The sequence below is a fragment of the Ruegeria lacuscaerulensis genome (assembly GCF_013034685.1).
GTDB classification, from domain to species: Bacteria; Pseudomonadota; Alphaproteobacteria; order Rhodobacterales; family Rhodobacteraceae; genus Ruegeria; species Ruegeria lacuscaerulensis_B.
This window is the reverse complement of record NZ_WQGO01000002.1, coordinates 15708-38210: the sequence shown is the minus strand read 5'-3', so window position 1 is coordinate 38210 and position 22503 is coordinate 15708. Positions and strand designations below refer to the sequence as shown.

Genomic DNA, 22503 nt, shown 5'->3' with positions numbered 1-22503 from the left:
AGCCCGCGCCATGTGTCAGGCGTTGGCTGTCTCCCGGACCGCTGCTTTGGGAACCGGGCCGCGTAACTCTTCATAGTGATCAAAGCTAAGCTTGACCCATCCTGTGCCACGCGTGGCGCTGGCCAGGCTGCGGTGCAACTCGTCCTGCGCCACGGCGGGAAGCTGAGCGTTGAAGATTTCCCAGCCCGAGGCGTTGGGATTGCCCTCGAACCCAAGAACTTGCCCCTGTAGTGAACTGATTGTGGGCACCAGATCGCCCACGAAATCCGAGGGCAGGTGGATCTCCGCATTCAGGATCGGTTGCAGCACCACGGGCTTGGCCTGTGGCAAGGCCTCGCGCACCGCGTTCTTGCCTGCTGTGCGGAAGGCATAGTCGGAACTGTCCACGTTGTGATGTTTACCGTCGCTCAACGTGACTTTGACATCGACAACAGGGAAGCCCTCGGGCCCCTGCACCAGCGCGTCTTTCGCACCATGCTCGACCGAAGGGATGTAGTTGCGCGGAACCGCGCCGCCTTTGACTACCTCTTCAAACTGGAACCCCGCGCCACGCGGCATCGGCGCGATTGAGATCACTACATCGGCAAACTGCCCCGCCCCGCCGGATTGCTTACGGTGGCGGTGGCGATGTTCGACGGGCGCACGGATAGTCTCGCGATAGGCGGTCTCGACCGGGTCGGCCTCGATCTCGATACCGAAATCCTCGGCCAGCTTCGCCGTCACGCGGCGCATGTGCTGCGGACCTTGCGAGCCCAGTACCGAATGACCACTCAGCTCGTCCTGATCCAGATGCAGGCCGGGGTCGATCTCGACCAGCCGTGCCAATGCGTTGGACAGACGTACATCGTCCCGCTCATGCGATGGTGAGACGACCTGACGATGCGCGGCCGGATGGGACCAGGCCCATTCCGGCAGGGCGGTTGCGCCCTTGCTGTCATAGATATTACCGGGATTCAGATGGTCGGATTTCACCGCCAATCCGATTTGTCCAGCCTCCAGCGTGGCGATCTGGGTTTTGGCATCCAGCGTCGTCAGGTTGCCGACGGTTTCGCCGCCCAACGCTTCGTGGGCCTTGACGCCGTCACCAAGCCCGCGCAGCACGATGATCTTGCCGATATGCTTTTTCACATCGGCAAAGCCTGCAATGGCGCGGGCATTCTCGGCGGCCTCGTCGCGGTCGGCGGCGATGTTGAACTCGGGCGCTTCGTGCCGCAGGGCCTTCATCAGCCGGGTCAGGCCGTTGCCGTGGCTGGCGGCCCCCAAACAGGCGGGGATCAGTTGGTGGTTTTGCAAAACCTGTGCCGCCAGATCGTAAATCTCGCCACTGGGGGGCTGTTTGTCTTCGATCAGTTGCTCCAGCAGGTGATCGTCGAAGTCCGACAGCGTTTCCAGCAGTTCGGTCCGCGCCTCTTGTTCGCGATCTTCAACGGATTGCGGCAGCTCGATCAGGGCCGAGGGTTGGCCTTCCTGATACTTCCACGCCCGCTCCGAGATCAGATCGACCGCACCGACAATCGTGTCACCTTCGCGGATGGGCACCTGTCGCAAGGCGATGTGGTGCGTGCAATAGGTCTGCAGTGCCGAGATGATATCGCGGATGCGGCCATTGGGGCTGTCCATGCGGTTGATGAACAGAAAACAAGGAATGCCTGCCTCTTCCACAAGGCGCAGATAGGGCGCACACAGGACCGCTGCATCCGGGTCGGGTGGGACGACCACCACTGCTGCGTCCGAAATGGCCATGGCGGGGCCGACATAGCCCAGGTTGTCGCCGCCTCCGTCGACGTCGATGGCACACCATGGCTCGTCCAAGTAAGAAAAACCGTGCACATGCACGGTTCCGGATACGTCGAATGTGGTGGGCCGCCCGTCGAGGCGGCTGATGGCCTCGACCAGAGTGGTTTTGCCCGATTGGCTGGGGCCGAGGACGGTGAAAACGCGCATGAGTGCTGTCCCTCTTTCAGGTTGCAGAAATACCTGCACGAAAAGGGCTGTCCGGCGCGGATGCGTCGGCAAGAACTGTCTGCGAATTCACCTGCCTCAGGGTGCGATACGCACAGCCCAAGTGTGGAGAAAACCAGAGGCCTGCGTCAAGCCCCTGTGCGGGTATGCATGGGCAGGCCCGCGTAGGGACCCACCGGGAAAGGGGTCAGATCGCCGAACTGTGCCCGGCCTTGCTGAGGTCATAGGCATCAAAGCTGCGGGCAATCATTCGGGTCAGAGGGCGCGCTTCGGGCGGGATGAATAGCCCTTCTTCGGTAATGCTGAGCAAATTGCCGAAGGCAGCATTGGCCGACTGATACATCTGGTTCAACTCACTGGCCGAGATGTCATGGTCGCGCAAAATCTCGGCCGAATTGATCTGGAAATCGCACATCAACGCTTCGATCAGGCGTGATCTCAGCACGTCCTGCCCCTTGAACAGATGCCCGCGCGAGGTCGAGAACCGCCCTTCGCGGATCGCCTTGGTATGCGCCGATGTGGCCGGAGCGTTCTGGGCATAGCCCTGCGGGAAGCGCGAGATCGAGCTGGCGCCGACACCGATCAGAACCTCTGCCTGATCATCGGTATAGCCCTGGAAGTTCCGCTTCAGCTTCCCGGTCTTCAGGGCACGGGTCAGGCCGTCTTCCTGCGTGGCAAAGTGATCGATGCCGATTTCGGCGTAATTGTCCCACATGAACAGGCGGCGGGCGGTGTCGAACAGGTCCAGACGCTGTTCAGGTGTAGGCAGCGCGTCGGACGGGATCATCTGCTGCCGCTTTGCCATCCACGGCACATGGGCGTAGCCATACAGCGCAACCCGGTCGGGGTTGAGCGACAGCAGCTTCTGTACGCTTTCCGTCATCCGCGTTTTGGTCTGATGCGGCAGACCATAGAGGATATCGGCGTTCAGACTATGGATGCCCCGTTCGCGGATCATTTCGGCCGCTTTGCGTGTTGTGTCATAGCTTTGGATGCGACCGATGGTCTTTTGGATTTCATCATCGAAGTCCTGAACCCCAATCGACGCACGGTTCAAGCCCGCCTCTGCCAGGGCATCCAGTCGGGCCTCGTCAATCTCGTTCGGGTCGATCTCGACCGAGAACTCGGCATCAGGGCCAAGTGGGACCACGTCGAGAATGTGGGCGGCCAGATCGCGCATCAGGTCGGGGTTCAGCAAGGTGGGCGTGCCGCCACCCCAATGCAGCCGCGACAGGGTCACGCCCTCGGGCAGGCGCGCGGCCAGCAGGTCCAGCTCGGCCTTGAGGACATCCACGTAGGCGATGACCGGATTGTCGGTTTGGGTGCCTTGCGTCCGGCAGGCGCAGAACCAGCACAGTCTGCGGCAGAATGGAACATGGATATACAACGAGATCGAACTTCCGGGTTTGATGCCGGAAATCCAGTCGCCATAAAGGCTTGACCCTACGTCGTTGCTGAAGTGCGGGGCAGTGGGATAGCTTGTATAACGCGGGACTTTCGCGTCAAATAGTCCAAGCTGTGCCAGTTGTGGTTTAACTATCATGACGGTACCGTTAGAGGACGCCACGAACAGATGCTTTGATAGAGATCAAGTGGAAGCGCGCATGACACCCACATTCAAGATCGACCATACGAACTGTGCAGACTGCCCGATCCGCCACCGGGCCGTGTGTGCGCATTGTGACGCGGATGAGCTGGAAGAGCTTGAAGGCATTAAATATTATCGCAGTTTCGAAGCCGGGCAGACGATCATATGGTCGGGTGATCAGATGAACTTTGTAGGCTCGGTCGTGTCTGGAATTGCGTCTCTGACGCAAACAATGGAAGACGGTCGTACCCAGATGGTCGGTCTTTTGTTGCCTAGCGACTTCGTCGGCCGTCCGGGGCGCGATTCGGCCCCGTATGACGTTCAGGCGACCACAGATCTGGTCATGTGCTGCTTTCGAAAGAAGCCCTTCGAAGAGTTGATGAACACGACTCCGCATATCGCGCACAGGTTGTTGCAGATGACTCTGGACGAGTTGGACGCCGCCCGTGAATGGATGCTGGTTCTCGGTCGTAAGACCGCCCGCGAAAAGATTGCGAGCCTGTTGTCCATCATCGCCCGCAGGGATGCCTCGGTCGGTCAAAGAGGTAGCGATGGCCCCATCGTATTCGATCTGCCCCTCACGCGTGAGGCGATGTCGGACTATCTCGGCCTGACTCTGGAAACGGTCAGCCGCCAGATTTCGGCGCTTAAGAAGGATGAGGTTATCCTGCTGGAAGGCAAGCGCCACGTGACGATTCCCGATATGGGACGCCTGATGGAAGAGGCCGGGGACGATTCGGATGGCGGCTTCCTAGTGTAACCGGCGCTAATGCGCCAGAAACACCGGTACTGAAGATTGTTCCAACATGTTCCGCGTCGCACCGCCCAGAATGGCTTCGCGGAACCGCGAATGGCCATAGGCGCCCATTACGATCATGTTGGCTTCGGTGTCCGAAGCGTGACGGTTCAGGATATCCGAAACCCGCGTCATGGTTTTGCTAAGAACGTCAATCTCGCATCGCACCCCGTGACGGGCCAGCATCTGTGATAGCATCCCGCCGGGGTCAGAACGATCCGGCCCATGGCGGGGCGGGTCGATCACCACGATCCTCACCAGATCGGCCTGCTTCAGAAATGGCAGGGCTCGACGGATAGCGCGCATGGCCTCGACGCTTTCGTTCCAGCCGATCAGAATCGTTCCAGGGCGGCTGAAAGGCTGCACTTTGTCGGGGACGATCAGAACCGGGGCGTGTCCTTCGAACATCGCAGCCTCGACAATTGGTTCCACTTCGGCGCCGCGGTCCTCGCCATAGGGCTGTGGCAGAATCACCAGATCAGAGAACCGGGCGCGGTGCGCCACGTGGCGCCCAAGATCGGCGATCTGGGCTACACCGTTTTCGGCAGACCAGCGCGTGCCGGATTTGGATAGGAAGGCCTTTGCATAGTCCAGCACTTCCTCGGCCTCGGCATTGGCCCGGCTCAGCGTTTCTTGCAGGATCAGCGCATTGGCCCCTGCATAGTAGTAACCCGTCTGGCTGCGATCCACACCAAGGCATAATGCCTCGACATGTGCGTCCTGCGCTTCGGCCAGCGCTACCATCTGCGCCAGTGCCGCATCTGAGGGTTTGGTTTCTGTCATCACGGTGAGAAGTGATTTGTAAGCCATCTTGACCTCTTGCCTACGGGGCGGGGCAAACTGCGACGTTCCAGCCCATTCGTTTCTGAAGCATAGTCACAATATCTGCCGACTCGTCTTGACACAGATCAAAGCAGTTAGAACCGCTGTGGTAGAAAACAGCAGCCAGTCAAAAGGGTCTCGCGACACAAAAGAATCGCGCGGGGCATGGCAAAGGGACGCAATATGTCAAATTATATCAAGCTGATCGTGCTTGGTGTGATTGCGGTATTCGCCGCGATCGCAACCAATTACGCACGCGATTTGGCGTATCAGGTGCACGCAATTCTGGTGATGTTGATCGCCGGTGGTTTGTTCATCTGGACGCTTAGAAACACGGATGAGCCAGAAACGTTCGTTGATCGCTCGGGTGAATACATGGATGGCGTGATCCGCTATGGCGTGATCGCAACCGCCTTTTGGGGGGTAATCGGGTTCCTGGCGGGGACCTTTATTGCGTTCCAGCTAGCCTTTCCTGCGCTCAACTTCGAATGGGCACAGGGCTATCTGAACTTTGGCCGTTTGCGTCCGCTGCACACCTCGGCGGTGATTTTTGCTTTTGGCGGCAACGCGCTGCTGGCGACCTCGTTCTATGTGGTGCAGCGTACCAGCGCCGCGCGCTTGTGGGGCGGAAACCTGGCGTGGTTCGTGTTCTGGGGCTATCAGCTGTTCATCGTTCTGGCCGCGACCGGCTATGTTCTGGGTGGCACACAGTCCAAGGAATACGCCGAGCCCGAATGGTATGTTGACCTGTGGCTGACCATCGTTTGGGTCGCCTATCTGGCCGTTTACCTGGGCACGATCATCAAGCGGAAAGAGCCTCATATCTACGTCGCCAACTGGTTCTACCTGGCCTTCATCGTCACCGTTGCGATGCTGCATGTGGTCAATAACCTGACCATCCCTGTCAGCATCTGGGGCTCGAAATCGGTCATCGTCTGGTCGGGCGTACAAGATGCCATGATCCAGTGGTGGTACGGCCACAACGCTGTGGGCTTTTTCCTGACTGCAGGTTTCCTGGGCATGATGTATTACTTCATCCCGAAACAGGCCGAGCGTCCGGTCTTTTCATACAAGCTGTCGATCATCCACTTCTGGGCGCTGATCTTCCTGTATATCTGGGCTGGTCCGCACCACTTGCACTATACCGCGCTGCCTGACTGGGCCTCGACGCTGGGCATGGTGTTCTCGGTCGTGCTGTGGATGCCTTCGTGGGGTGGTATGATCAACGGTCTGATGACCCTTTCGGGCGCATGGGACAAGCTGCGTACGGACCCTGTGATCCGCATGATGGTCATCTCGGTCGGTTTCTACGGCATGTCCACCTTTGAAGGCCCGATGATGTCGATCCGTGCCGTGAATTCGCTGTCTCACTACACCGACTGGACCATCGGCCACGTGCACTCTGGCGCGTTGGGCTGGAACGGTATGATCACCTTTGGTGCGCTCTACTATCTGGTGCCTGTCCTGTGGAAGCGTGAGCGTCTGTATTCGCTGCAGATGGTCAGCTGGCACTTCTGGCTCGCCACGATCGGCATCGTTCTCTATGCCGCGTCGATGTGGGTCACCGGTATTATGGAAGGCCTGATGTGGCGCGAAGTGGATGCCAACGGCTTCCTGGTGAACTCGTTCGCTGACACCGTGGCAGCCAAGTTCCCGATGTATGTGGTGCGTGCGCTGGGTGGCGTGATGTTCGTCGCCGGTGCCGTAATCATGTGCTACAACCTGTGGATGACTGTGCGGAAGGCACCGGCCAAAGAGGCCAGTCTGACCGTCGCGGTCCCGGCTGAATAAGGAGGGCCGGAGCAATGGCAATTCTCGACAAACATAAGATCCTCGAGACCAACGCGACCCTCCTGCTGGTGTTCAGCTTTCTGGTCGTGACCATTGGTGGCATCGTTCAAATCGCCCCGCTGTTCTACCTTGAGAACACCATCGAAAAGGTGGAGGGCATGCGCCCTTACACCCCTCTCGAGATGGCGGGCCGTGAGGTTTATCTGCGCGAAGGCTGCTATGTCTGCCACAGCCAGATGATCCGCCCCATGCGAGATGAGGTCGAACGGTACGGTCACTACTCGCTGGCGGCTGAGTCGATGTATGACCACCCGTTCCAGTGGGGCTCCAAGCGGACCGGTCCTGATCTGGCCCGCGTGGGCGGTCGCTATTCGGACCAGTGGCATGTGGACCACCTGCGTGATCCGCAGTCGGTTGTGCCGGAATCGGTTATGCCGAAATACGGCTTCCTCGAGCATCGCAAGCTGGACGGCAAGTATATCGGTGACATCATGAAGGCGAACGCCGTTGTCGGCACGCCTTACACCGAAGAGATGCTGGCCAATGCCGAGGCCGACTTCCGTGCGCAGGCCGATCCGGACAGCGACTATGATGGGCTGCTGGAACGCTATGGCGACAAGGTCAGCGTGCGCAACTTCGACGGTCAACCGGAACTGACCGAAGCGGACGCGCTGGTGGCCTATCTTCAGATGCTGGGCACGCTGGTTGATTTCTCGACCTTCACCCCGGACGCAAGTCGTTAAGGAGGGCGTTATGGAAGAATACACACTCCTCAGACAGTTCGCGGATAGCTGGATGCTTTTGCTGCTGTTCTCGGTCTTTGTCGGCATCATCATCTGGGTTTTCCGCCCCGGTGCCAGCAAGGAATACAAGGACACCGCCAACATCCCCTTCCGGCATCAAGATAAACCCGCCGAATCCAAGGAGGCGCGGCCATGAGCAAGACACCTGATAAACAGCCAGGCGATCCGAATACCACGGGTCACAGCTGGGACGGTATCGAAGAATTCGACAATCCGATGCCCCGCTGGTGGCTGTGGACCTTCTACGCCTGTATCTTCTGGGGCGTGATCTACACGATCATGTATCCAGCATGGCCGCTGGTTCAGTCGGCAACCGCAGGCGTCACTGGCTGGTCCTCGCGCGGGGAAGTGCAGCAGGATATTGTATCCTTCGAAGAAGCCAACGCGCCCTGGAACGCACGTCTGGTGGAAACCCCGCTGGAAGAGATTTCGGCCGATGCCGAGTTGCAGCAATACGCTGTGAACTCAGGCGGTGCCGTGTTCCGCACCTGGTGTGCGCAATGCCACGGCTCGGGAGCGCAGGGTGCTCCGGGGTTCCCGAACCTGCTGGATGACGCATGGCTGTGGGGCGGTTCACTTGAGGATATCGAGTTCACAATCGCCCATGGCATCCGGAACGAAGAAAGCGACGATGCGCGCTATTCCGAGATGCCGGCCTTTGGTGAGCTGCTTGAGAAAGAAGAGATTGCTCAGGTGGTTCAATACGTGATGTCGCTGACGAATGCCCAAAGCGATGATGCGGCGGCGCAGGCTGGCAAGGTTGTGTTCGAAGACAATTGCGCGGCTTGCCATGGCGAAGACGGCACTGGCGATGTCTTTCAAGGTGCGCCGAACCTGACCGACGCGATCTGGCTCTATGGCGGCAGCCAAGAGGCGCTGACCGAGACGGTGACTTACAGCCGGTTTGGCGTGATGCCCGCTTGGGAAAACCGCCTGACCGATGCGCAGATCCGCGCTGTCACGGCTTACGTCCACCAGTTGGGCGGCGGCCAGTAAGGCCAAAAGAATACCTTCGGACGGTTCGCCGCCCGAAGGTTGCAGCACCGGCTGTTCCATCTGTTCGCGCGTTTCCAGAACAGCCGGTGCTATTTCCCTACCGTAGAGTTCCGCCCATGACGGGTCCAGAACTTGGGTAAAGCGATCACAGATCGTTCAGATCGACGTCGCGGAGCGGTTCTTTCCACCAATGACTGTCCGGCAACTACTCCTTCCTGGACTGGTTTGGCTTGGGCGCATCCCGGATGACCGGGGCATCGACGCGGGTTGCGGTCAGAAAAGTTCGTGCAAAAACGGTGAACATTGTCAGCCTCCTATACGCTGCGATCATGGGTTAAAGATTGACCTTTGGGCTTTGAAATGCGACTCAAATGAAACTCTAACGTGTAAGTTTGAATTACATATGGATTGGCTATCTCTGCCCCCTTTGGCGGCCCTAAGGGCCTTTTCTGCCTTCGCCGAGCGGCGCAATGTGGTTGCAGCTGGTGCGGCGCTTAATGTCAGTCACGCTGCCATCAGTCAGCAATTACGCGCGCTTGAGAAACATCTGGGCGTGGCCCTGCTGGACCGGACCGGTAAATCCATGACCCTGACACCGGAAGGCGAGGAGCTGGCCCGCGCCCTGCATCTGGGCTTTGGCGCGATTGGCACGGCCATCGCTGATCTGACCAAGGCCCGGCAGGGGCGGCCCGTGCATGTGTCTTTGACCTCATCCTTCGCGGCATCCTGGCTAATGCCGCGCCTGCCTACGTTTCAGGCCAAATACCCGGATATCCATCTTGCGCTAGACCCTTCGCCCAAGCTGGTCAGCCTTACACCCGGTGGGGTGGATGTGGCCATACGCTATGGCGCGGGCGACTGGCCGGGTGTCAGCGCCGAGATGCTGCAACCCAGCCCCATGGTCATCGTCGCCGCACCTTCCCTGCTGGATGGCAAGACCGACTGGACCGCGAAGGAGCTGAGCCATTTACCTTGGCTTGAGGAATTCGGAACGACCGAGGCAACCACATGGCTGGCCCGGCAAGGTGTTGATCACGGACCGGGCGCCGGGCGCATCGCGCTGCCGGGCAACCTGCTGCTGGATGGGGTGCGCGCGGGGCAGGGCGTGACCGTGACCGCGCGGCATTTTGTCGAAGGCGACATATCATCCGGTCGTATCGTCGAACTGTTTCAGGAACCCGGCGACTTTGGTTATCATATCGTTCTGGGCGATGCGCCCCTGCGTCCTGCCGTAAAGACCTTTGTCGCGTGGCTTAGGCGTCAGGCGCGCGACCTGTGACAAAAGGTGTCTGTACGATGCGCTTTTGACCCATGTCAAAGTGCCGGGTGGTGTGATCTGGGACAAGGCGCAGAATAGAAGTGAGTCTGGAGCCAGCCCGTGAGCGATTCCGATCCCGCCCCTAGCCTTTACGCCGCACGAGAGCCGATTTTCCCCCGGCGCGTGTCCGGTCCGTTTCGCAATCTGAAATGGATCATCATGGCAGTGACGCTGGGTATTTACTACATCACTCCGTGGATCAGATGGGACCGTGGCCCCAGCCTGCCGGATCAGGCGGTGTTGCTGGATCTGGCCAACCGTCGCTTTTACTTCTTCTGGATCGAGATCTGGCCGCACGAGTTTTATTTCGTTGCCGGCCTGTTGATCATGGCTGGGCTGGGCCTGTTCCTGTTCACCTCGGCCTTGGGGCGTGTGTGGTGTGGCTATGCCTGTCCGCAGACAGTGTGGACTGATCTCTATATTCTCGTCGAACGCTGGATCGAAGGCGACCGCAACGCCCGCCTACGTCTGCACCGACAAGAAAAGCTGGATATGCGAAAGGCACGGTTGCGCCTGACGAAATGGACCGCCTGGTTCCTGATCGGTTTGGCAACCGGCGGTGCCTGGGTGTTCTATTTCGCCGACGCGCCCACATTGCTGCGTGATCTGGTGACGGGCAATGCGCATCCTGTGGCCTACACAACCATGCTGATCCTGACCGGCACCACCTTCCTGTTTGGTGGTTTCGCGCGGGAACAGATTTGCATCTATGCTTGCCCGTGGCCCCGCATTCAGGCGGCGATGATGGACGAGGATACTCTGGTCGTCGGCTACCGCGAATGGCGGGGCGAGCCGCGCGGCAAGGGCAAACGCACGGCGGATTCTGAGTTGGGCGATTGCATCGATTGCATGGCCTGCGTGAACGTCTGCCCCGTGGGCATCGACATCCGCGACGGGCAGCAGTTGGAGTGCATTACCTGTGCGCTCTGTATCGACGCTTGTGACGACATGATGGCCAAGATCGGCAAGCCTCGTGGTCTGATCGACTACATGGCGCTGAGTGACGAGACCCGCGAACGGGCGGGTGAGACCCCCAAGAATGTCTGGAAACACATTCTGCGGCCCCGCACGATCATGTATACGGCCATGTGGGCGGCGGTTGGTTTTGCGCTGCTTTTTGCGCTGTTCATCCGCTCGGATATCGACCTGACCGTCGCACCTGTGCGCAACCCGACCTTCGTGACCCTCTCAGATGGCACAATCCGCAACACCTATGACGTGCGTCTGCGCAACAAACATGGTGAGGAACGCCCGTTCAAGCTGACCCTGGCAGGCGACCCGGCCTTGCAAATCCAGATCGAGGGCATCGACGGAGACACTGTCAATGTCACCGCAGATACGGCACAATTGACCCGTGTCTACGTGGTGACCGCAGGTGATACCGGCCCTGCTGCTGCGGATGTGACGCCTGTGCGCATCTGGGTCGAGGATCTGGAAAGCGGCGAACGTGCCTATAAGGACACCACGTTTAACGGACGGGGGAACTGAGCATGGCTGAACGTCAATTCACCGGAAAACACGCGCTGGCCGTGTTTGTCGCGGCCTTTGGTGTGATCATCGCCGTCAATCTGGTGCTGGCATACAGCGCGGTGAAAACCTTTCCGGGGCTAGAGGTCAAAAACTCTTACGTCGCGAGCCAAGAGTTCAACGAGCGTTTGCAGGAACAACAAGCCCTTGGATGGTTCATCCGGGCCGAGGTTTCGGGCGGATTGCTGGTTCTGCACATCACCGATCAAACCGGCGCTCCGGTCGAAGTGGCCGAGTTGCAGGCCGTGGTTGGCCGCGCCACCCATGTTAAAGAAGATTTCGCCCCTGATTTCACCTTTGACGGTACTGCCTATGCAACGCCTGCGGCGCTGGGCAAGGGCAACTGGAACATCCGTCTGGTCGCCAAGGACCACAGCGGAGCGGAATTCGCGCAGCGCGTGCCGCTTTATGTGAAAGGGTAGGGGATCGTGGCGCAGCTCAGTTCCGGCACAGCGGCCTGTCCGGGCTGTATCGCGGCCCCGGCAGTACCGGCACGGCCCATTCCGCAGGACACACAGATCGCTCTGTCGTTGCCGGGCATCCATTGCTCGGCCTGTATCGCAACGGTGGAACGCGCGCTGAACGCCACTCCCGGCGTCGAGGATGCGCGCGTCAACCTGACCCTGAAACGCGCCATGATCAAAGCCGCGCCCGATCTGCGTGCTACCGATCTGATCCCAGTGCTAGAAAACGCGGGTTTTGAGGCACATGAGCTGGACCCCGGTGCCCTGTCCGCCACACAGGCTGACAAGGCGGGGCGCGACCTGCTGATGCGGCTGGCTGTGGCCGGGTTTGCCTCGATGAACGTGATGCTGCTGTCGGTCTCGGTCTGGTCCGGGGCGTCCGACGCCACACGGGACATGTTCCACTGGATATCGGCGGCGATTACGCTGCCCGCGATTGCGTTCTCCGCGCAGCCCTTCTTTGCGAATGCGTGGTCAGCCTTGCGCGTGCGGCGTCTGAACATGGACGTGCCGATCGTGCTGGCGATCCTGTTGGCGCTGGTCACATCGCTTTGGGAAACCACGCTCAGCGGCGAACATGCCTATTTCGACGCCGCCCTAACGCTGACCTTCTTCCTGCTGGCAGGGCGCTATCTGGACTATCGCACCCGTGCTGCCGCCCGATCCGCGGCCGAGGAACTGACCGCGCTGGAAGTCCCCCGCGCCATTCGGGTCGCGGTTGGCGTCGAGGAAGAAGTCGCCGTTGCCACGCTGAACGTAGGCGACCTGATCCTTGTGCGCCCCGGTGGTCGGATGCCTGTGGATGGCGAGATTGTCTCGGGTCAGTCGGAACTCGACCGGTCGCTGCTGACTGGGGAAACCCTGCCGGTCTTCGCTGAGCAAGGCGCGACTGTCAGCGCCGGTGAGGTCAACCTGACCGGCCCTCTGACCATCCGCGCGACGGCGGTAGGTGAGGACACCTCGCTGCACCGTATGGCCGATCTGGTGGCCATCGCGGAATCGGGGCGCTCGCGCTACACGTCGCTGGCCGACAAGGCCGCCAAGCTTTACGCGCCGGGGGTCCATATCCTGTCGGCGCTCAGCTTTGTGGGCTGGTATATCTATTCCGGTGATATCCGAACTGCGCTGAACATCGCCGCCGCCGTTCTGATCATTACCTGCCCCTGCGCGCTGGGCTTGGCTGTGCCAGCGGTGACCACGGCGGCCTCGGGGCGGTTGTTCCGTAAGGGGATGCTGATCAAGCACTCTACCGCGCTGGAACGTCTGGCCGAGGTTGATACGGTTGTTTTCGACAAAACAGGCACGCTGACCTCTGGTATCCCTGAACTGACCAGTCTGGGCGACCATTCCCGCGCGGATCTTGAGGTCGCGCTGGCCCTGGCCGAGGCGTCCTCGCACCCGCTGTCGGTCGCTCTGACCAAGGCGGCGCGCGAGGCAGGGATCAAACCCGCTACGCTGAAAGATGTCACCGAGGTTCCGGGTTACGGCACTGAGGGCACCTATCGCGGTCAGCGCGTCCGTCTGGGCCGCGCGGCATGGACCGGTGCGGAAGAGGGCGATCAGACCACCGCATGGCTGGCAATCGCCGGGCAAGCGCCGTCGGCATTCCTGTTCTCGGACACTCTGCGCCCCGGAGCGGCGGATGCGGTGCAGGCACTGCGCGAAGCGGGTAAAGAGGTCATCCTGATCTCGGGCGATACGCAGGGTGCGGTTCAGGCGCTGGCGGGCAAGCTGGGGATTCAGAACTGGATTGCGCAGGCCCTGCCGCAGGACAAGGCCCAGCATGTCGAAGCTTTGCGCGATCAGGGCCATCATGTGCTTATGGTCGGTGACGGGCTGAACGACACGGAGGCGCTGGCGGCGGCGCATGTGTCGATCTCACCGGCCTCGGCACTGGATGCGGCGCGGGTGGCGTCAGATATCGTGCTGCTGGGCAATGACCTGTCACCTATCGCCGATGCCTGCGATACCGCTGCCAAAGCCACAAAACGGATTCGCGAGAACTTCCGCATCGCCACCGTCTATAATATCATCGCGGTGCCGTTGGCGGTGGTGGGCCTGGCGACGCCGCTGATCGCGGCGCTGGCGATGTCGACCTCGTCAATCACCGTGTCTTTGAACGCGTTGCGGGTAAGGTAAAACGATGGAAGTTCTGGCCTATCTGATACCGATTTCCCTTTTTCTGGGCGGGGTTGGGCTGGTGGCGTTTGTCTATACTGTCCGCTCGAATCAGTATGACGATCCCGAGGGGGACGCCCGTCGTATCCTCAGCGATGAATGGGACGACAAGCCCAAGCCCTGACAGCCCTTGAAATTGCCGCAATGCCCGGTTATGTCCGGCCCATCCGCTAGCAGAGAGAACACCGCCAAATGGCTACCATGAATCCGATCCAGTTCATTCAGCAAGTCCGCGCCGAAGTTGCAAAGGTCGTGTGGCCCACGCGCCGCGAGGTTCTGCTGACCACGGTCATGGTGTTCATCATGGCGGCTCTTACCGCTGTGTTTTTTGCATTGGTCGATCTGGGCATTCGCGGGGGTCTGCAACTGATCCTTGGTGCGTTCGGCTAAACCCGTTTGGGGTTGGGTGGAAACGTAGCTTCCCCCTTGCACAGCACGCGATGTCCTTGTAGGTCACGCGGGACTCTTCGGAATGGGCGTGCGGCGATTCGGACCGCGCGCCGCTTTTTATTCCGGATGACGTAACTGAATTCAAACGACGGGCGCAGTCGCGGCCCAAAGGCAAACAAGGACGACAGGTTCATGGCGAAACGGTGGTACTCGGTCAGCGTTCTTTCGAATTTCGAAAAGAAGATCGCAGAACAGATCCGCACGTCGGTGGCCGAACACGGCCTTGAGGACGATATCGACGAAGTTCTGGTGCCCACCGAAGAGGTGATCGAAGTGCGCCGGGGCAAGAAGGTCACGACCGAACGCCGTTTCATGCCTGGTTATGTACTGGTGCACATGGAAATGTCGGATCAGGGCTATCACCTTGTGAACTCGATCAACCGCGTCACCGGTTTCCTGGGCCCGCAAGGCCGCCCGATGCCGATGCGAGATGCTGAGGTGAACCAGATCCTCAACCGCGTTCAGGAAGGCGAAGAAGCGCCCAAGCTGATGATCTCCTTCGAGGTCGGCGAGAAGGTCAAGGTCAACGACGGCCCGTTCGAGGATTTCGACGGCATGGTCGAAGGCGTGGACGACGAGAACCAGAAGCTGAAGGTTTCGGTCTCGATCTTTGGCCGCGAAACACCGGTCGAGCTGGACTTTACACAGGTGACCAAGCAGGGCTGATTTAAGCCTTCACAGCAATTTCTAACGCCGCGCTGCCATGAGCAACGCGGCGTTTTTCTTTTCAGTGCCACAAAAGTTGGTTTTTTAACGCTCCGCTTATTGCGCCTGCACCATGGCCGCACGCAAAAGCTGCGGGCGGTCGGTTTGCGACGGCAGGAACACCGCTTGCGATCCGGCGTCAAGCGCCGACAGGCTTGCGTCATACCATTGCATTGCAAGGTCCTGACGTTCCTGCACCCCAAAGCCTTCGCGCAGGTGGTGGCCGACCAGTTCTCCGTAGGCAGGCTCACCCAAGGCGACCAGCATCAGTGCCGAGCCAACTGCGGTATCCATGTTGTCCTGACGGTAGCCGAGCGACAGACAGACCTTGCTTGTGGCGGACAGATCGGCTGGGCTCAGCCCGGTATCCAGAGCGAATTTGCGCATCTGGCTTTCCGCATCGGCTTTCGAGCTGAGCGAAAGCGCAACCACCTGCGGCGACAGGGTGTCACCAAAGGCGGCACATTGCGTGCTGATCTGATCGGGGGTCAGGCCCTGAATGTCCTGGATCAGTTCTTCACCACGCGCCATGGCATAGCTACGGGCCAGGCAGAACTGCTCGCTCAGGGCGAAATCTGGGTCCGACATATTGGCCAGTGTGGTGTATCCGCCATTGGTCGAGGTTTGCAGCATCACCGCACTGCACCGGTTGGCAAGTGAGGGCCGTGCTGTGCCACCGGCAAAGAGGCTGGGCAAGCTGCCCGTCGATGCGGTTTCGGTTGGGGCTTCTGCGGGTGTGGTCTCGGGCTGGGCAGTCACAACCGGAGTGATAGGGGCCGGAGCCTGAGCCTGGGGCTGCGGGGCAGCCGCCAGCGCTGCACCGCTGTGAACCTGCTGACGATAGGCAAACAAAAGTGGCTGACCCGACAGTTGCGTCGCGGCCTGCCCGCCGCTGGTCGCCCAGTAGTAGGCCTGGTTCAGAAAGTCGCTTTGATAGGGGGGGAAGTCATAGCCATTGACCGGATAGCCCATCGATGCCTGATACCGCTCGATCGCGGCGCGGGTACCGCCCCCGACTTGGCCATCGACTCGTCCGGCATTGTAGCCGAAATAGTTCAGGGCAGTCTGTGTTTGAGCGCCCTGTGAGGTGGACGGAATACCCGATCTGTAAGTCCGCGTTGTTGTTGATCGGCTGGATTGCTTCTTTCCTTGCTCTTTACCGATTGCGTAGCCAATGACGCCACCCACGACGGCACCGCCAAGAATTTCGCCCGCATCCGCTCGGGCCACCTGTGGAGCTGTAATGGCAAGCGAGAGCGCGATGCCCAGTGTTGTGATGAATCGAATAATCATAATAAACCTCCGCCAAATACGTATAGTTGCAGTCACTATAGCACAACTGCCCCTCGTGCAGTGTCACAATAGCCAAGACGTGATCGGTGCGCGGGGATTTGCTTTGCTGGCGGAGGTTTTTCCCGAGGCGCGATGCAGAAACAGGGTTATAACCTAGTGAACTCTATCAACCGCGTTCAGGAAGGCGAAGAAGCGCCGAAACTGATGATCAGCTGTGAAGTTGGCGAGAAGGCCAAGGTCAACGACGGCCCATTCGAGGATTTTGATGGCATGGTCGAAGGCGTGGATGACCAGATCCAGAAGCTGAAAGTTTCGGTCTCGATCTTTGGTCGGGAAACACCGGTGGAGCTGGACTTTACGCAGGTTACGAAGCAGGGCTAAACGCTCTGTGCCTGGAAATGGAACGCCCGTGCTGCCCAAAACACTGCGGCGCTTTTTTGGCAAGAAACGGTTGCAACACTCCGAGGTTAGGGCCGACCGGGAATGAGTTCCTGTTGCTGAAGCACTGTCAATACATCCAGAATTGTTGACGGGCTGACATCAACAGATCCGTCAAGCAATATACCAAGTCCACCGTCTCCGATCTCGCGCGGGCCACCGCTTTCGTAGACCGGGTCAAGTGAAGCGAGTTCCGCCGGCAATTCCGGGCACAATGGGGTTTCGTTGAGCACAAGATCTACAGCTGCCAGCATCAATTCTTTTACGGACTCGAGGGTGTCGTCTTCCAAGATTTGTTCGCGCTGCGCTTTAGGCGCCGTGAGCGTGAGATCGATTAGTTTGATGTAGGCGCAATTGTCGCGCAGTTCGACAGTCGCTTCGGTGGACATGTTCGCCAGAATGGAATTCTTTTCTTGGCCGCGTTGAAAATCGCGCTCACTGGTGCGGCTGCACTCAAAGAGTGTAACAGTAACCTCGCCGTCTAAATCAATTGCATCGTCCTTGGCCCCAAAGCTTATGTCATCCAGCCTGACTTGCAGACCGCAATTGTCGACTATCGCGTTGTCAGCCAGTCTTTCGGGCACAATTTTCTGTGCGCCCCGTAAGTCGAGTAATGCTCCGACGCCTATCCGTGTAGTGTCAACGGCAGTTAGGGTCAGATTTAGCTTGTAGGGCAAATCCGTATCGCGAACTGGCAACGTCGCGTCGATGATAAAATCCACCTGTTGGGCGTATGGGGCTCGGGCACCCACTACGGCTGCCATCAAGACTGGGATAATTAACCAAAGCCTCATTCAGCAAACTCCAAAACACCAAGGTTCTTTAGACCCGCAAGAACTTTGACTATTGTCTCGGCGCTTACGTCGGCTGATCCAACAACAGCAGCGCCCATTCCCCCGGGTGCAACTTCACGTGTTCCACCAGACTCGTAAATTGGATCAAGAACTGTGAATTCTTCCGGCAGTGGTGGGCAAACCGGGTTGGCTGCCAGAAACTCTCCACCCTTTTCAAGGATCGCTTCGTTGATGCGGTCGGTCAGCCCGAAAAGATTGGTAACAGTTCCGATGAACCCACGCGGGCTGAGGTCCGCGCTTTCGATACTGAATGTAAGGCATTGGCCCTTAACTTCCGCCTTGGCGACAGCAATTGCATCTACCGTGGCCCCAAAATATTGAAAGCCCGGTTCTTCATTCCGTTTGCACCGCGTGAATTGAGCACGAGCCGAACCCTTAACCTTTACGGTTTCACCTATGGCGGTGACGTCTTGGATGTCGAGATAGATCTGACGCTTGCAGGTTTCTTCCAACGGACCGGTCAGTATTTGCGGTGCCTTTTCCTGCAATCCGCGCAAATCCATGAACGCCCGCAATCGCAGCCGAGTTGGGCTGGATTCCTCCAGGCCGGCGTAGACTGTGAAGGGGACTGGAATATCGCGCAGCGGAACTTCTTTGGTCAGCTTGACCTGAAACTGACCCGAATAGGTGCTGGGATCAATTCCTGTCGCATCGAAAGCAGCATCGGTGTTGGACACGCTGGTTTGGGAAGTTGCGTCGGACGCACCACCCTGATCCTGAGCTTTGCTGCCGCATCCGGGCAACATAGCTAAGAGCACGCATATCAGTAGCCCCTTGTTTAGCCGAGATGACGCCATCCCTGATCACTTCTTTTGTAGCCAATTTGCTCCAAGATACCCGCCTTGTTCTCTGACGCAACTTATGTATTCAGATGAATTATTCTGTTTGATTGTTCCCAAAAGCCACTGAGGTCCGGACAATACAAAAAGTCAAACTGGCAATAGCGCGACATCCACTTGCCAACCCCACCATTCCACTATAAATGCCGCCTCTATCGTCTTCGGGCGAGATTCTCTCGTGGGAGGTTGCTGGGATCGCGATCCCGGATCGGACCACGCAACATAGTCTGGGTGAAACGCGTTTCACCCGAGTTGAAAGGAAAACCAAATGGCCAAGAAGCTTGCTGGTACAATGAAGCTGCAGGTTCCTGCAGGTCAGGCGAACCCTTCGCCGCCAGTTGGTCCGGCGCTGGGTCAGCGCGGCATCAACATCATGGAATTCTGCAAGGCGTTCAACGCCAAGACCGCAGACATGGAGCAAGGCGCCCCTTGCCCGACTGTGATCACCTATTATCAGGACAAGTCCTTCACCATGGACATCAAGACGCCGCCCGCGTCTTATTACCTGAAAAAAGCCGCTGGCCTGAAGCCGGTTGGCAAGCGTAACCGCCCCCGTGGCGCGGAAAACCCCGGTCGCGAGACCGTGGCAACCGTGACCTCGAAGCAGGTTCGCGAAATCGCCGAAGCCAAAATGAAAGATCTGAATGCCAACGATATCGAAGGCGCAATGCAGATCATCCTGGGCTCGGCCCGCTCCATGGGCATCGAGGTGAAGTAAGATGGCAAAACTTGGTAAACGCACCCGCGCTGCGCGCGAAGCTGTCGCCGGCAAAGAAAACCTGTCGGTTGAAGATGCAGTTGCCCTGGTCAAAGCCAATGCAACCTCGAAATTCGACGAGACCATCGAAATCGCGATGAACCTGGGCGTTGACACTCGTCACGCAGACCAGATGGTTCGTGGCGTTGTTGGTCTGCCCAACGGCACCGGTAAAGCGATGCGCGTTGCTGTGTTCGCGCGTGGTCCCAAGGCGGACGAAGCGAAAGAAGCAGGTGCGGATATCGTTGGAGCAGAAGACCTGATGGAAACCATTCAGGGCGGCACCATCGAATTCGATCGCTGCATTGCGACCCCGGACATGATGCCCATCGTTGGCCGTCTGGGTAAGGTTCTGGGCCCCCGCAACTTGATGCCGAACCCCAAGGTTGGCACCGTGACCATGGACGTGAAAGCGGCCGTGGAAGCAGCCAAAGGCGGTGAAGTTCAGTTCAAGGCGGAAAAAGGCGGCGTTGTGCACGCAGGCGTTGGCAAAGCGTCGTTTGACGAAGCTAAGCTGGCCGAAAACGTCCGTGCTTTCGTCTCGGCTGTGGCCAAGGCCAAGCCGTCGGGTGCAAAAGGCACCTACATGAAAAAGATCGCACTGAGCTCGACCATGGGCCCCGGTGTGACCCTGGATGTGGCGGCTGCGTCGGGCGAATAAGCCCTTCCGTCAATGCAGATTTGAAACCGGGTTGCCGAAATGCAGCCCGGTTTTTTTGCGTTTACAGGTAAGCGCGCAGAACCTCTGCCTCGCGGGCGCTGATGGTCGAGGCCGCGGTTTCGCCGAAAGCAGAGACTCCGAATTTCAACATGGGGAATAGGGTTAGAATCTCGGACCGTTGGGCCTCTGACAGGGCGTGTTTGGCGGTGTCGCCAAAGAAATAGCTTTCAGTCAGTGCCCCGTTCGAGCGGACGATATGATGCCGGTCGAACATGAAATGCGTGTAGGTGATACTGTCCATTTCGCAGATTTCAACGCCAGGCAGGCCACACAGGTGTTTGGCGGCAACGAAGACTTCGGATGAGCCGAACAGCATGTCGGTGACGGGGGCCGAGACCAGTACCCGGTGCTGTGGCGACAAGATAAGCTTGCGGCTGTTTCCAATCGCATCTTTTTCGATGACGACAGGGGCAAAGGCGCCGGTGCCTTGCACTTCGGTTGTGCCGATCCACAGAATGGGTTGGAACCCGGCGTCGCGGGTCCAGACCATTTGACCTTTTTTCAGCAGGGCTACTTCGACTTCGCCATCGACGGTTTCGATCAACGTGCCGGGGCCAAAGCAAGGGATATAGTCATCATAGGAAGACGACCCAGCGTTGGAACCGGAAATCTTGATGTAGGACGTGCCGGGTGTCAGCGGTTCGGATGTTGCAAAACCCCAAACGTCCGAGGTGATGCCATTTTGCGAAAAGACATAAATCTCGATCTCGGGGCCGGTAGGTACTCCGTTTTCGTCGAGGGCGCGGACAACGATGATGGATTCGGATTCGACCTGGGTACCGTCGGCGACGATACCGCCACCATCCGTGATGACGTGCCCGGCTTCTTGGTCATCGTTGAAGACGTTAGGGCTGCCGCTGGTGTCATCCAGCGTGACAGTGGTGCCAAAGCCTCCGGAGTATTCAAAAATCGTTCCGTCGGGGGTGTCCGAGTTGTTGATGATCGGATCGCCTTCAATCGAGCTGTCGGGGCTGGACGTGACGATCAGAGCTTCACTGTCCTGGGCAAAAAAGCTGCGAAGTACCATTGAATACGAACACCTGTAGCTGATGAAGATCCGGATCACGGATCATTTTTTCGAGGCAATCTGGACCAAAATATTGGTGCAGGTCGAGAGGGTAAATATCAAAACCTTTCCATGTCGTTACAAAAAAGCGTCAGTGTAGTCAGGGCTTTTGGAACGCAAGACGCAACCGGTCGCCGAGCCTTTGCCGCCTGTCCTCATCATAGGCGCTATATGGGTGATCAGCTTGCCAAAGGGACAGCCAGTCAATCAATAGTCGGGCACGCAGACAGAAATCGAGGACGTCCATACGGAACGGGTGGCGATATCGACGTAGGAACATCTGTTTGTTGGCTTGCACGGTTCCACTGCGGTCAATGGCGTCGGTCGGCGCGTTGCGGAAAACATCTGACTTCAGGAAGTCTACAATATCATAAACCGCCAGTTTTTCGCGGGTTTCAGTAAAATCCAGCCCGACCATCTGCCCTTGCCCGACAATCAGGTTCTGGCTGTGGAAATCACCATGGGCCAGGACCTGGGTCTCCGGCGCGCCCCTCAGGCCAGCCATCTCGGCCAACAGCACCCTGAGCATGACGTCACTGTCGGCCCGAACCGAAGGTGGAACCTGTGCGTTCAACTCTGCGATCAGGTCAGTCATCCATTTGGGGCGAAATCCGTACTCCTTGGACGGACGGAAAGAATGTAGATCGTTCAGCCACGCGCCGGCGCGGCGATAGATCTGGGCGACTTGGGCGTCATCTATGCTGTTGTGGATCAGGTCTGCGGCGGTTGGTCGGTCGATGAAGGGGGTGACAAAGAACACCTGAGACGGCGAAAGATAGACCGGGTGCACGACGTCGGACTCTTTCTTAGGCGAAAAGTACTCCGACAAGGTGTTAAGGTGGCCGAATTCTTGTTTCAGCCGTCCAGTGTCAGGGGAGTCGATGTCGATCTTGAGGGCGTACACCTCATGTGCAGCACACAGTTTAATCACCATACGCGTGTCAGGAAAGTCATGAGATCGGTAGATGCAATCGAACGCACCAACCGGATTGGCCCCGATTTGCCGGGCGAACTCGTCCACATAGCGGGAGGCGCGGTGAAATTCTTCGTCCGAAAGGGGGTGCATTCTTGGAGGGAACCGTGTCCAGGCGTGTCTGATAATCTGCCCAATGGACGGGCAGTTGCAGCCCTTGTC

General features: G+C 58.7%; 22 protein-coding genes and 1 pseudogene. 15 read left to right on the top strand and 8 right to left on the bottom strand.

The annotated features are described in order from the left end of the window. Positions 1–15: 15 nt before the first annotated feature. Positions 16–1944 (bottom strand): elongation factor G, encoded by a 1929-nt coding sequence (locus GOV80_RS04490; protein ID WP_170783023.1) that lies wholly within the window; start codon positions 1942–1944, stop codon positions 16–18. A gap of 205 nt (positions 1945–2149) precedes the next feature. Beyond that, the gene (gene hemN / locus GOV80_RS04485) at positions 2150–3505 is read right to left on the bottom strand and encodes an oxygen-independent coproporphyrinogen III oxidase (RefSeq protein ID WP_170783022.1); all 1356 of its coding nucleotides are present in this window, start codon (positions 3503–3505) and stop codon (positions 2150–2152) included. Positions 3506–3566: 61 nt separating this feature from the next. Between hemN and fnrL the strand changes: the two genes are divergently transcribed. After that, on the top strand, positions 3567–4310 hold the full coding sequence (gene fnrL, locus GOV80_RS04480) for a transcriptional regulator FnrL (RefSeq protein ID WP_170774674.1): 744 nt from the start codon (positions 3567–3569) through the stop codon (positions 4308–4310). A gap of 6 nt (positions 4311–4316) precedes the next feature. On the opposite strand, the gene GOV80_RS04475 is transcribed toward fnrL, so the two are convergent. After that, positions 4317–5156 carry a universal stress protein gene (locus GOV80_RS04475; RefSeq protein WP_170783021.1) on the bottom strand — a complete coding sequence of 280 codons (840 nt, stop codon included), beginning with the start codon at positions 5154–5156 and terminating at the stop codon, positions 4317–4319. Positions 5157–5351: 195 nt separating this feature from the next. Between GOV80_RS04475 and ccoN the strand changes: the two genes are divergently transcribed. From ccoN to nusG, 11 genes are all read left to right on the top strand, one after another. Then, entirely contained in the window at positions 5352–6959 is a 1608-nt protein-coding gene (gene ccoN / locus GOV80_RS04470) for a cytochrome-c oxidase, cbb3-type subunit I (RefSeq protein WP_170774670.1), read from the top strand. A gap of 14 nt (positions 6960–6973) precedes the next feature. Then, on the top strand, positions 6974–7702 hold the full coding sequence (gene ccoO, locus GOV80_RS04465; RefSeq protein ID WP_170774668.1) for a cytochrome-c oxidase, cbb3-type subunit II: 729 nt from the start codon (positions 6974–6976) through the stop codon (positions 7700–7702). Positions 7703–7712: 10 nt separating this feature from the next. Next, on the top strand, positions 7713–7898 hold the full coding sequence (locus GOV80_RS04460) for a cbb3-type cytochrome c oxidase subunit 3 (protein ID WP_170774667.1): 186 nt from the start codon (positions 7713–7715) through the stop codon (positions 7896–7898). After that, positions 7895–8758, top strand: coding sequence for a cytochrome-c oxidase, cbb3-type subunit III (gene ccoP, locus GOV80_RS04455; protein ID WP_170774665.1), 864 nt, complete (start codon positions 7895–7897; stop codon positions 8756–8758). The genes GOV80_RS04460 and ccoP overlap by 4 nt, the downstream gene beginning before the upstream one ends. Before the next feature lie 403 nt (positions 8759–9161). Next, a complete protein-coding gene (locus tag GOV80_RS04450) occupies positions 9162–10037 on the top strand; it encodes a LysR family transcriptional regulator (RefSeq protein ID WP_170783020.1) in 876 nt (291 codons plus the stop codon). 99 nt (positions 10038–10136) lie between these two features. Beyond that, positions 10137–11564 (top strand): cytochrome c oxidase accessory protein CcoG, encoded by a 1428-nt coding sequence (ccoG, locus tag GOV80_RS04445; RefSeq protein WP_170774660.1) that lies wholly within the window; start codon positions 10137–10139, stop codon positions 11562–11564. Positions 11565–11566: 2 nt separating this feature from the next. Then, complete coding sequence (locus tag GOV80_RS04440; RefSeq protein WP_170774659.1) at positions 11567–12025, top strand: FixH family protein; 459 nt, start codon at positions 11567–11569, stop codon at positions 12023–12025. A 3-nt stretch (positions 12026–12028) separates the two neighbouring features. Further along, positions 12029–14206 (top strand): heavy metal translocating P-type ATPase, encoded by a 2178-nt coding sequence (locus GOV80_RS04435; RefSeq protein WP_170783657.1) that lies wholly within the window; start codon positions 12029–12031, stop codon positions 14204–14206. 4 nt (positions 14207–14210) lie between these two features. Further along, positions 14211–14369 (top strand): cbb3-type cytochrome oxidase assembly protein CcoS, encoded by a 159-nt coding sequence (ccoS, locus tag GOV80_RS04430; RefSeq protein ID WP_170355309.1) that lies wholly within the window; start codon positions 14211–14213, stop codon positions 14367–14369. Between the two features lie 68 nt (positions 14370–14437). Continuing rightward, positions 14438–14635, top strand: a complete 198-nt coding sequence (gene secE, locus GOV80_RS04425; RefSeq protein WP_058272489.1) for a preprotein translocase subunit SecE — start codon at positions 14438–14440, stop codon at positions 14633–14635. A 192-nt stretch (positions 14636–14827) separates the two neighbouring features. Further along, positions 14828–15361 carry a transcription termination/antitermination protein NusG gene (gene nusG / locus GOV80_RS04420; protein WP_170774657.1) on the top strand — a complete coding sequence of 178 codons (534 nt, stop codon included), beginning with the start codon at positions 14828–14830 and terminating at the stop codon, positions 15359–15361. 96 nt (positions 15362–15457) lie between these two features. Here nusG and GOV80_RS04415 read toward each other — a convergent pair whose 3' ends face one another. Further along, positions 15458–16693 (bottom strand): peptidoglycan-binding domain-containing protein, encoded by a 1236-nt coding sequence (locus GOV80_RS04415; protein ID WP_170783019.1) that lies wholly within the window; start codon positions 16691–16693, stop codon positions 15458–15460. Positions 16694–16825: 132 nt separating this feature from the next. Here GOV80_RS04415 and GOV80_RS04410 point away from each other — a divergent pair. Continuing rightward, positions 16826–17074: pseudogene (locus tag GOV80_RS04410) on the top strand (transcription termination/antitermination protein NusG); the annotation flags it as partial. 86 nt (positions 17075–17160) lie between these two features. Here GOV80_RS04410 and GOV80_RS04405 read toward each other — a convergent pair. Together GOV80_RS04405 and GOV80_RS04400 are read right to left on the bottom strand one after the other, a co-directional pair. After that, positions 17161–17925 carry a hypothetical protein gene (locus GOV80_RS04405; RefSeq protein WP_170783018.1) on the bottom strand — a complete coding sequence of 255 codons (765 nt, stop codon included), beginning with the start codon at positions 17923–17925 and terminating at the stop codon, positions 17161–17163. Next, positions 17922–18731 (bottom strand): hypothetical protein, encoded by an 810-nt coding sequence (locus GOV80_RS04400; protein ID WP_214647957.1) that lies wholly within the window; start codon positions 18729–18731, stop codon positions 17922–17924. The genes GOV80_RS04405 and GOV80_RS04400 overlap by 4 nt, the downstream gene beginning before the upstream one ends. 361 nt (positions 18732–19092) lie before the next feature. Between GOV80_RS04400 and rplK the strand changes: the two genes are divergently transcribed. Together rplK and rplA are read left to right on the top strand one after the other, a co-directional pair. Further along, positions 19093–19542 carry a 50S ribosomal protein L11 gene (gene rplK / locus GOV80_RS04395; protein WP_170774649.1) on the top strand — a complete coding sequence of 150 codons (450 nt, stop codon included), beginning with the start codon at positions 19093–19095 and terminating at the stop codon, positions 19540–19542. A 1-nt stretch (position 19543) separates the two neighbouring features. Beyond that, a complete protein-coding gene (gene rplA, locus GOV80_RS04390) occupies positions 19544–20242 on the top strand; it encodes a 50S ribosomal protein L1 (RefSeq protein ID WP_170774647.1) in 699 nt (232 codons plus the stop codon). A gap of 61 nt (positions 20243–20303) precedes the next feature. On the opposite strand, the gene GOV80_RS04385 is transcribed toward rplA, so the two are convergent. Continuing rightward, positions 20304–21329, bottom strand: coding sequence for a Hint domain-containing protein (locus GOV80_RS04385; protein WP_170783016.1), 1026 nt, complete (start codon positions 21327–21329; stop codon positions 20304–20306). 139 nt (positions 21330–21468) lie between these two features. Beyond that, positions 21469–22434 carry a phosphotransferase family protein gene (locus GOV80_RS04380; protein WP_170783015.1) on the bottom strand — a complete coding sequence of 322 codons (966 nt, stop codon included), beginning with the start codon at positions 22432–22434 and terminating at the stop codon, positions 21469–21471. Between the last annotated feature and the right edge of the window lie 69 nt (positions 22435–22503).

Bases quoted from the DNA above. Each gene is read 5' to 3' on its own strand.
- ccoS (WP_170355309.1), top strand. From the start codon at position 14,211: ATGGAAGTTCTGGCCTATCTGATACCGATTTCCCTTTTTCTGGGCGGG.
- GOV80_RS04475 (WP_170783021.1), bottom strand. From the start codon at position 5,156: ATGGCTTACAAATCACTTCTCACCGTGATGACAGAAACCAAACCCTCA.
- ccoO (WP_170774668.1), top strand. From the start codon at position 6,974: ATGGCAATTCTCGACAAACATAAGATCCTCGAGACCAACGCGACCCTC.
- rplK (WP_170774649.1), top strand. From the start codon at position 19,093: ATGGCCAAGAAGCTTGCTGGTACAATGAAGCTGCAGGTTCCTGCAGGT.
- ccoP (WP_170774665.1), top strand. From the start codon at position 7,895: ATGAGCAAGACACCTGATAAACAGCCAGGCGATCCGAATACCACGGGT.
- GOV80_RS04440 (WP_170774659.1), top strand. From the start codon at position 11,567: ATGGCTGAACGTCAATTCACCGGAAAACACGCGCTGGCCGTGTTTGTC.
- GOV80_RS04450 (WP_170783020.1), top strand. From the start codon at position 9,162: ATGGATTGGCTATCTCTGCCCCCTTTGGCGGCCCTAAGGGCCTTTTCT.
- GOV80_RS04490 (WP_170783023.1), bottom strand. From the start codon at position 1,944: ATGCGCGTTTTCACCGTCCTCGGCCCCAGCCAATCGGGCAAAACCACT.
- GOV80_RS04380 (WP_170783015.1), bottom strand. From the start codon at position 22,434: ATGCACCCCCTTTCGGACGAAGAATTTCACCGCGCCTCCCGCTATGTG.
- GOV80_RS04405 (WP_170783018.1), bottom strand. From the start codon at position 17,925: ATGAGGCTTTGGTTAATTATCCCAGTCTTGATGGCAGCCGTAGTGGGT.
- secE (WP_058272489.1), top strand. From the start codon at position 14,438: ATGGCTACCATGAATCCGATCCAGTTCATTCAGCAAGTCCGCGCCGAA.
- GOV80_RS04415 (WP_170783019.1), bottom strand. From the start codon at position 16,693: ATGATTATTCGATTCATCACAACACTGGGCATCGCGCTCTCGCTTGCC.
- ccoN (WP_170774670.1), top strand. From the start codon at position 5,352: ATGTCAAATTATATCAAGCTGATCGTGCTTGGTGTGATTGCGGTATTC.
- fnrL (WP_170774674.1), top strand. From the start codon at position 3,567: ATGACACCCACATTCAAGATCGACCATACGAACTGTGCAGACTGCCCG.
- nusG (WP_170774657.1), top strand. From the start codon at position 14,828: ATGGCGAAACGGTGGTACTCGGTCAGCGTTCTTTCGAATTTCGAAAAG.
- GOV80_RS04385 (WP_170783016.1), bottom strand. From the start codon at position 21,329: ATGGTACTTCGCAGCTTTTTTGCCCAGGACAGTGAAGCTCTGATCGTC.
- rplA (WP_170774647.1), top strand. From the start codon at position 19,544: ATGGCAAAACTTGGTAAACGCACCCGCGCTGCGCGCGAAGCTGTCGCC.
- GOV80_RS04400 (WP_214647957.1), bottom strand. From the start codon at position 18,731: ATGTTGCCCGGATGCGGCAGCAAAGCTCAGGATCAGGGTGGTGCGTCC.
- GOV80_RS04460 (WP_170774667.1), top strand. From the start codon at position 7,713: ATGGAAGAATACACACTCCTCAGACAGTTCGCGGATAGCTGGATGCTT.
- hemN (WP_170783022.1), bottom strand. From the start codon at position 3,505: ATGATAGTTAAACCACAACTGGCACAGCTTGGACTATTTGACGCGAAA.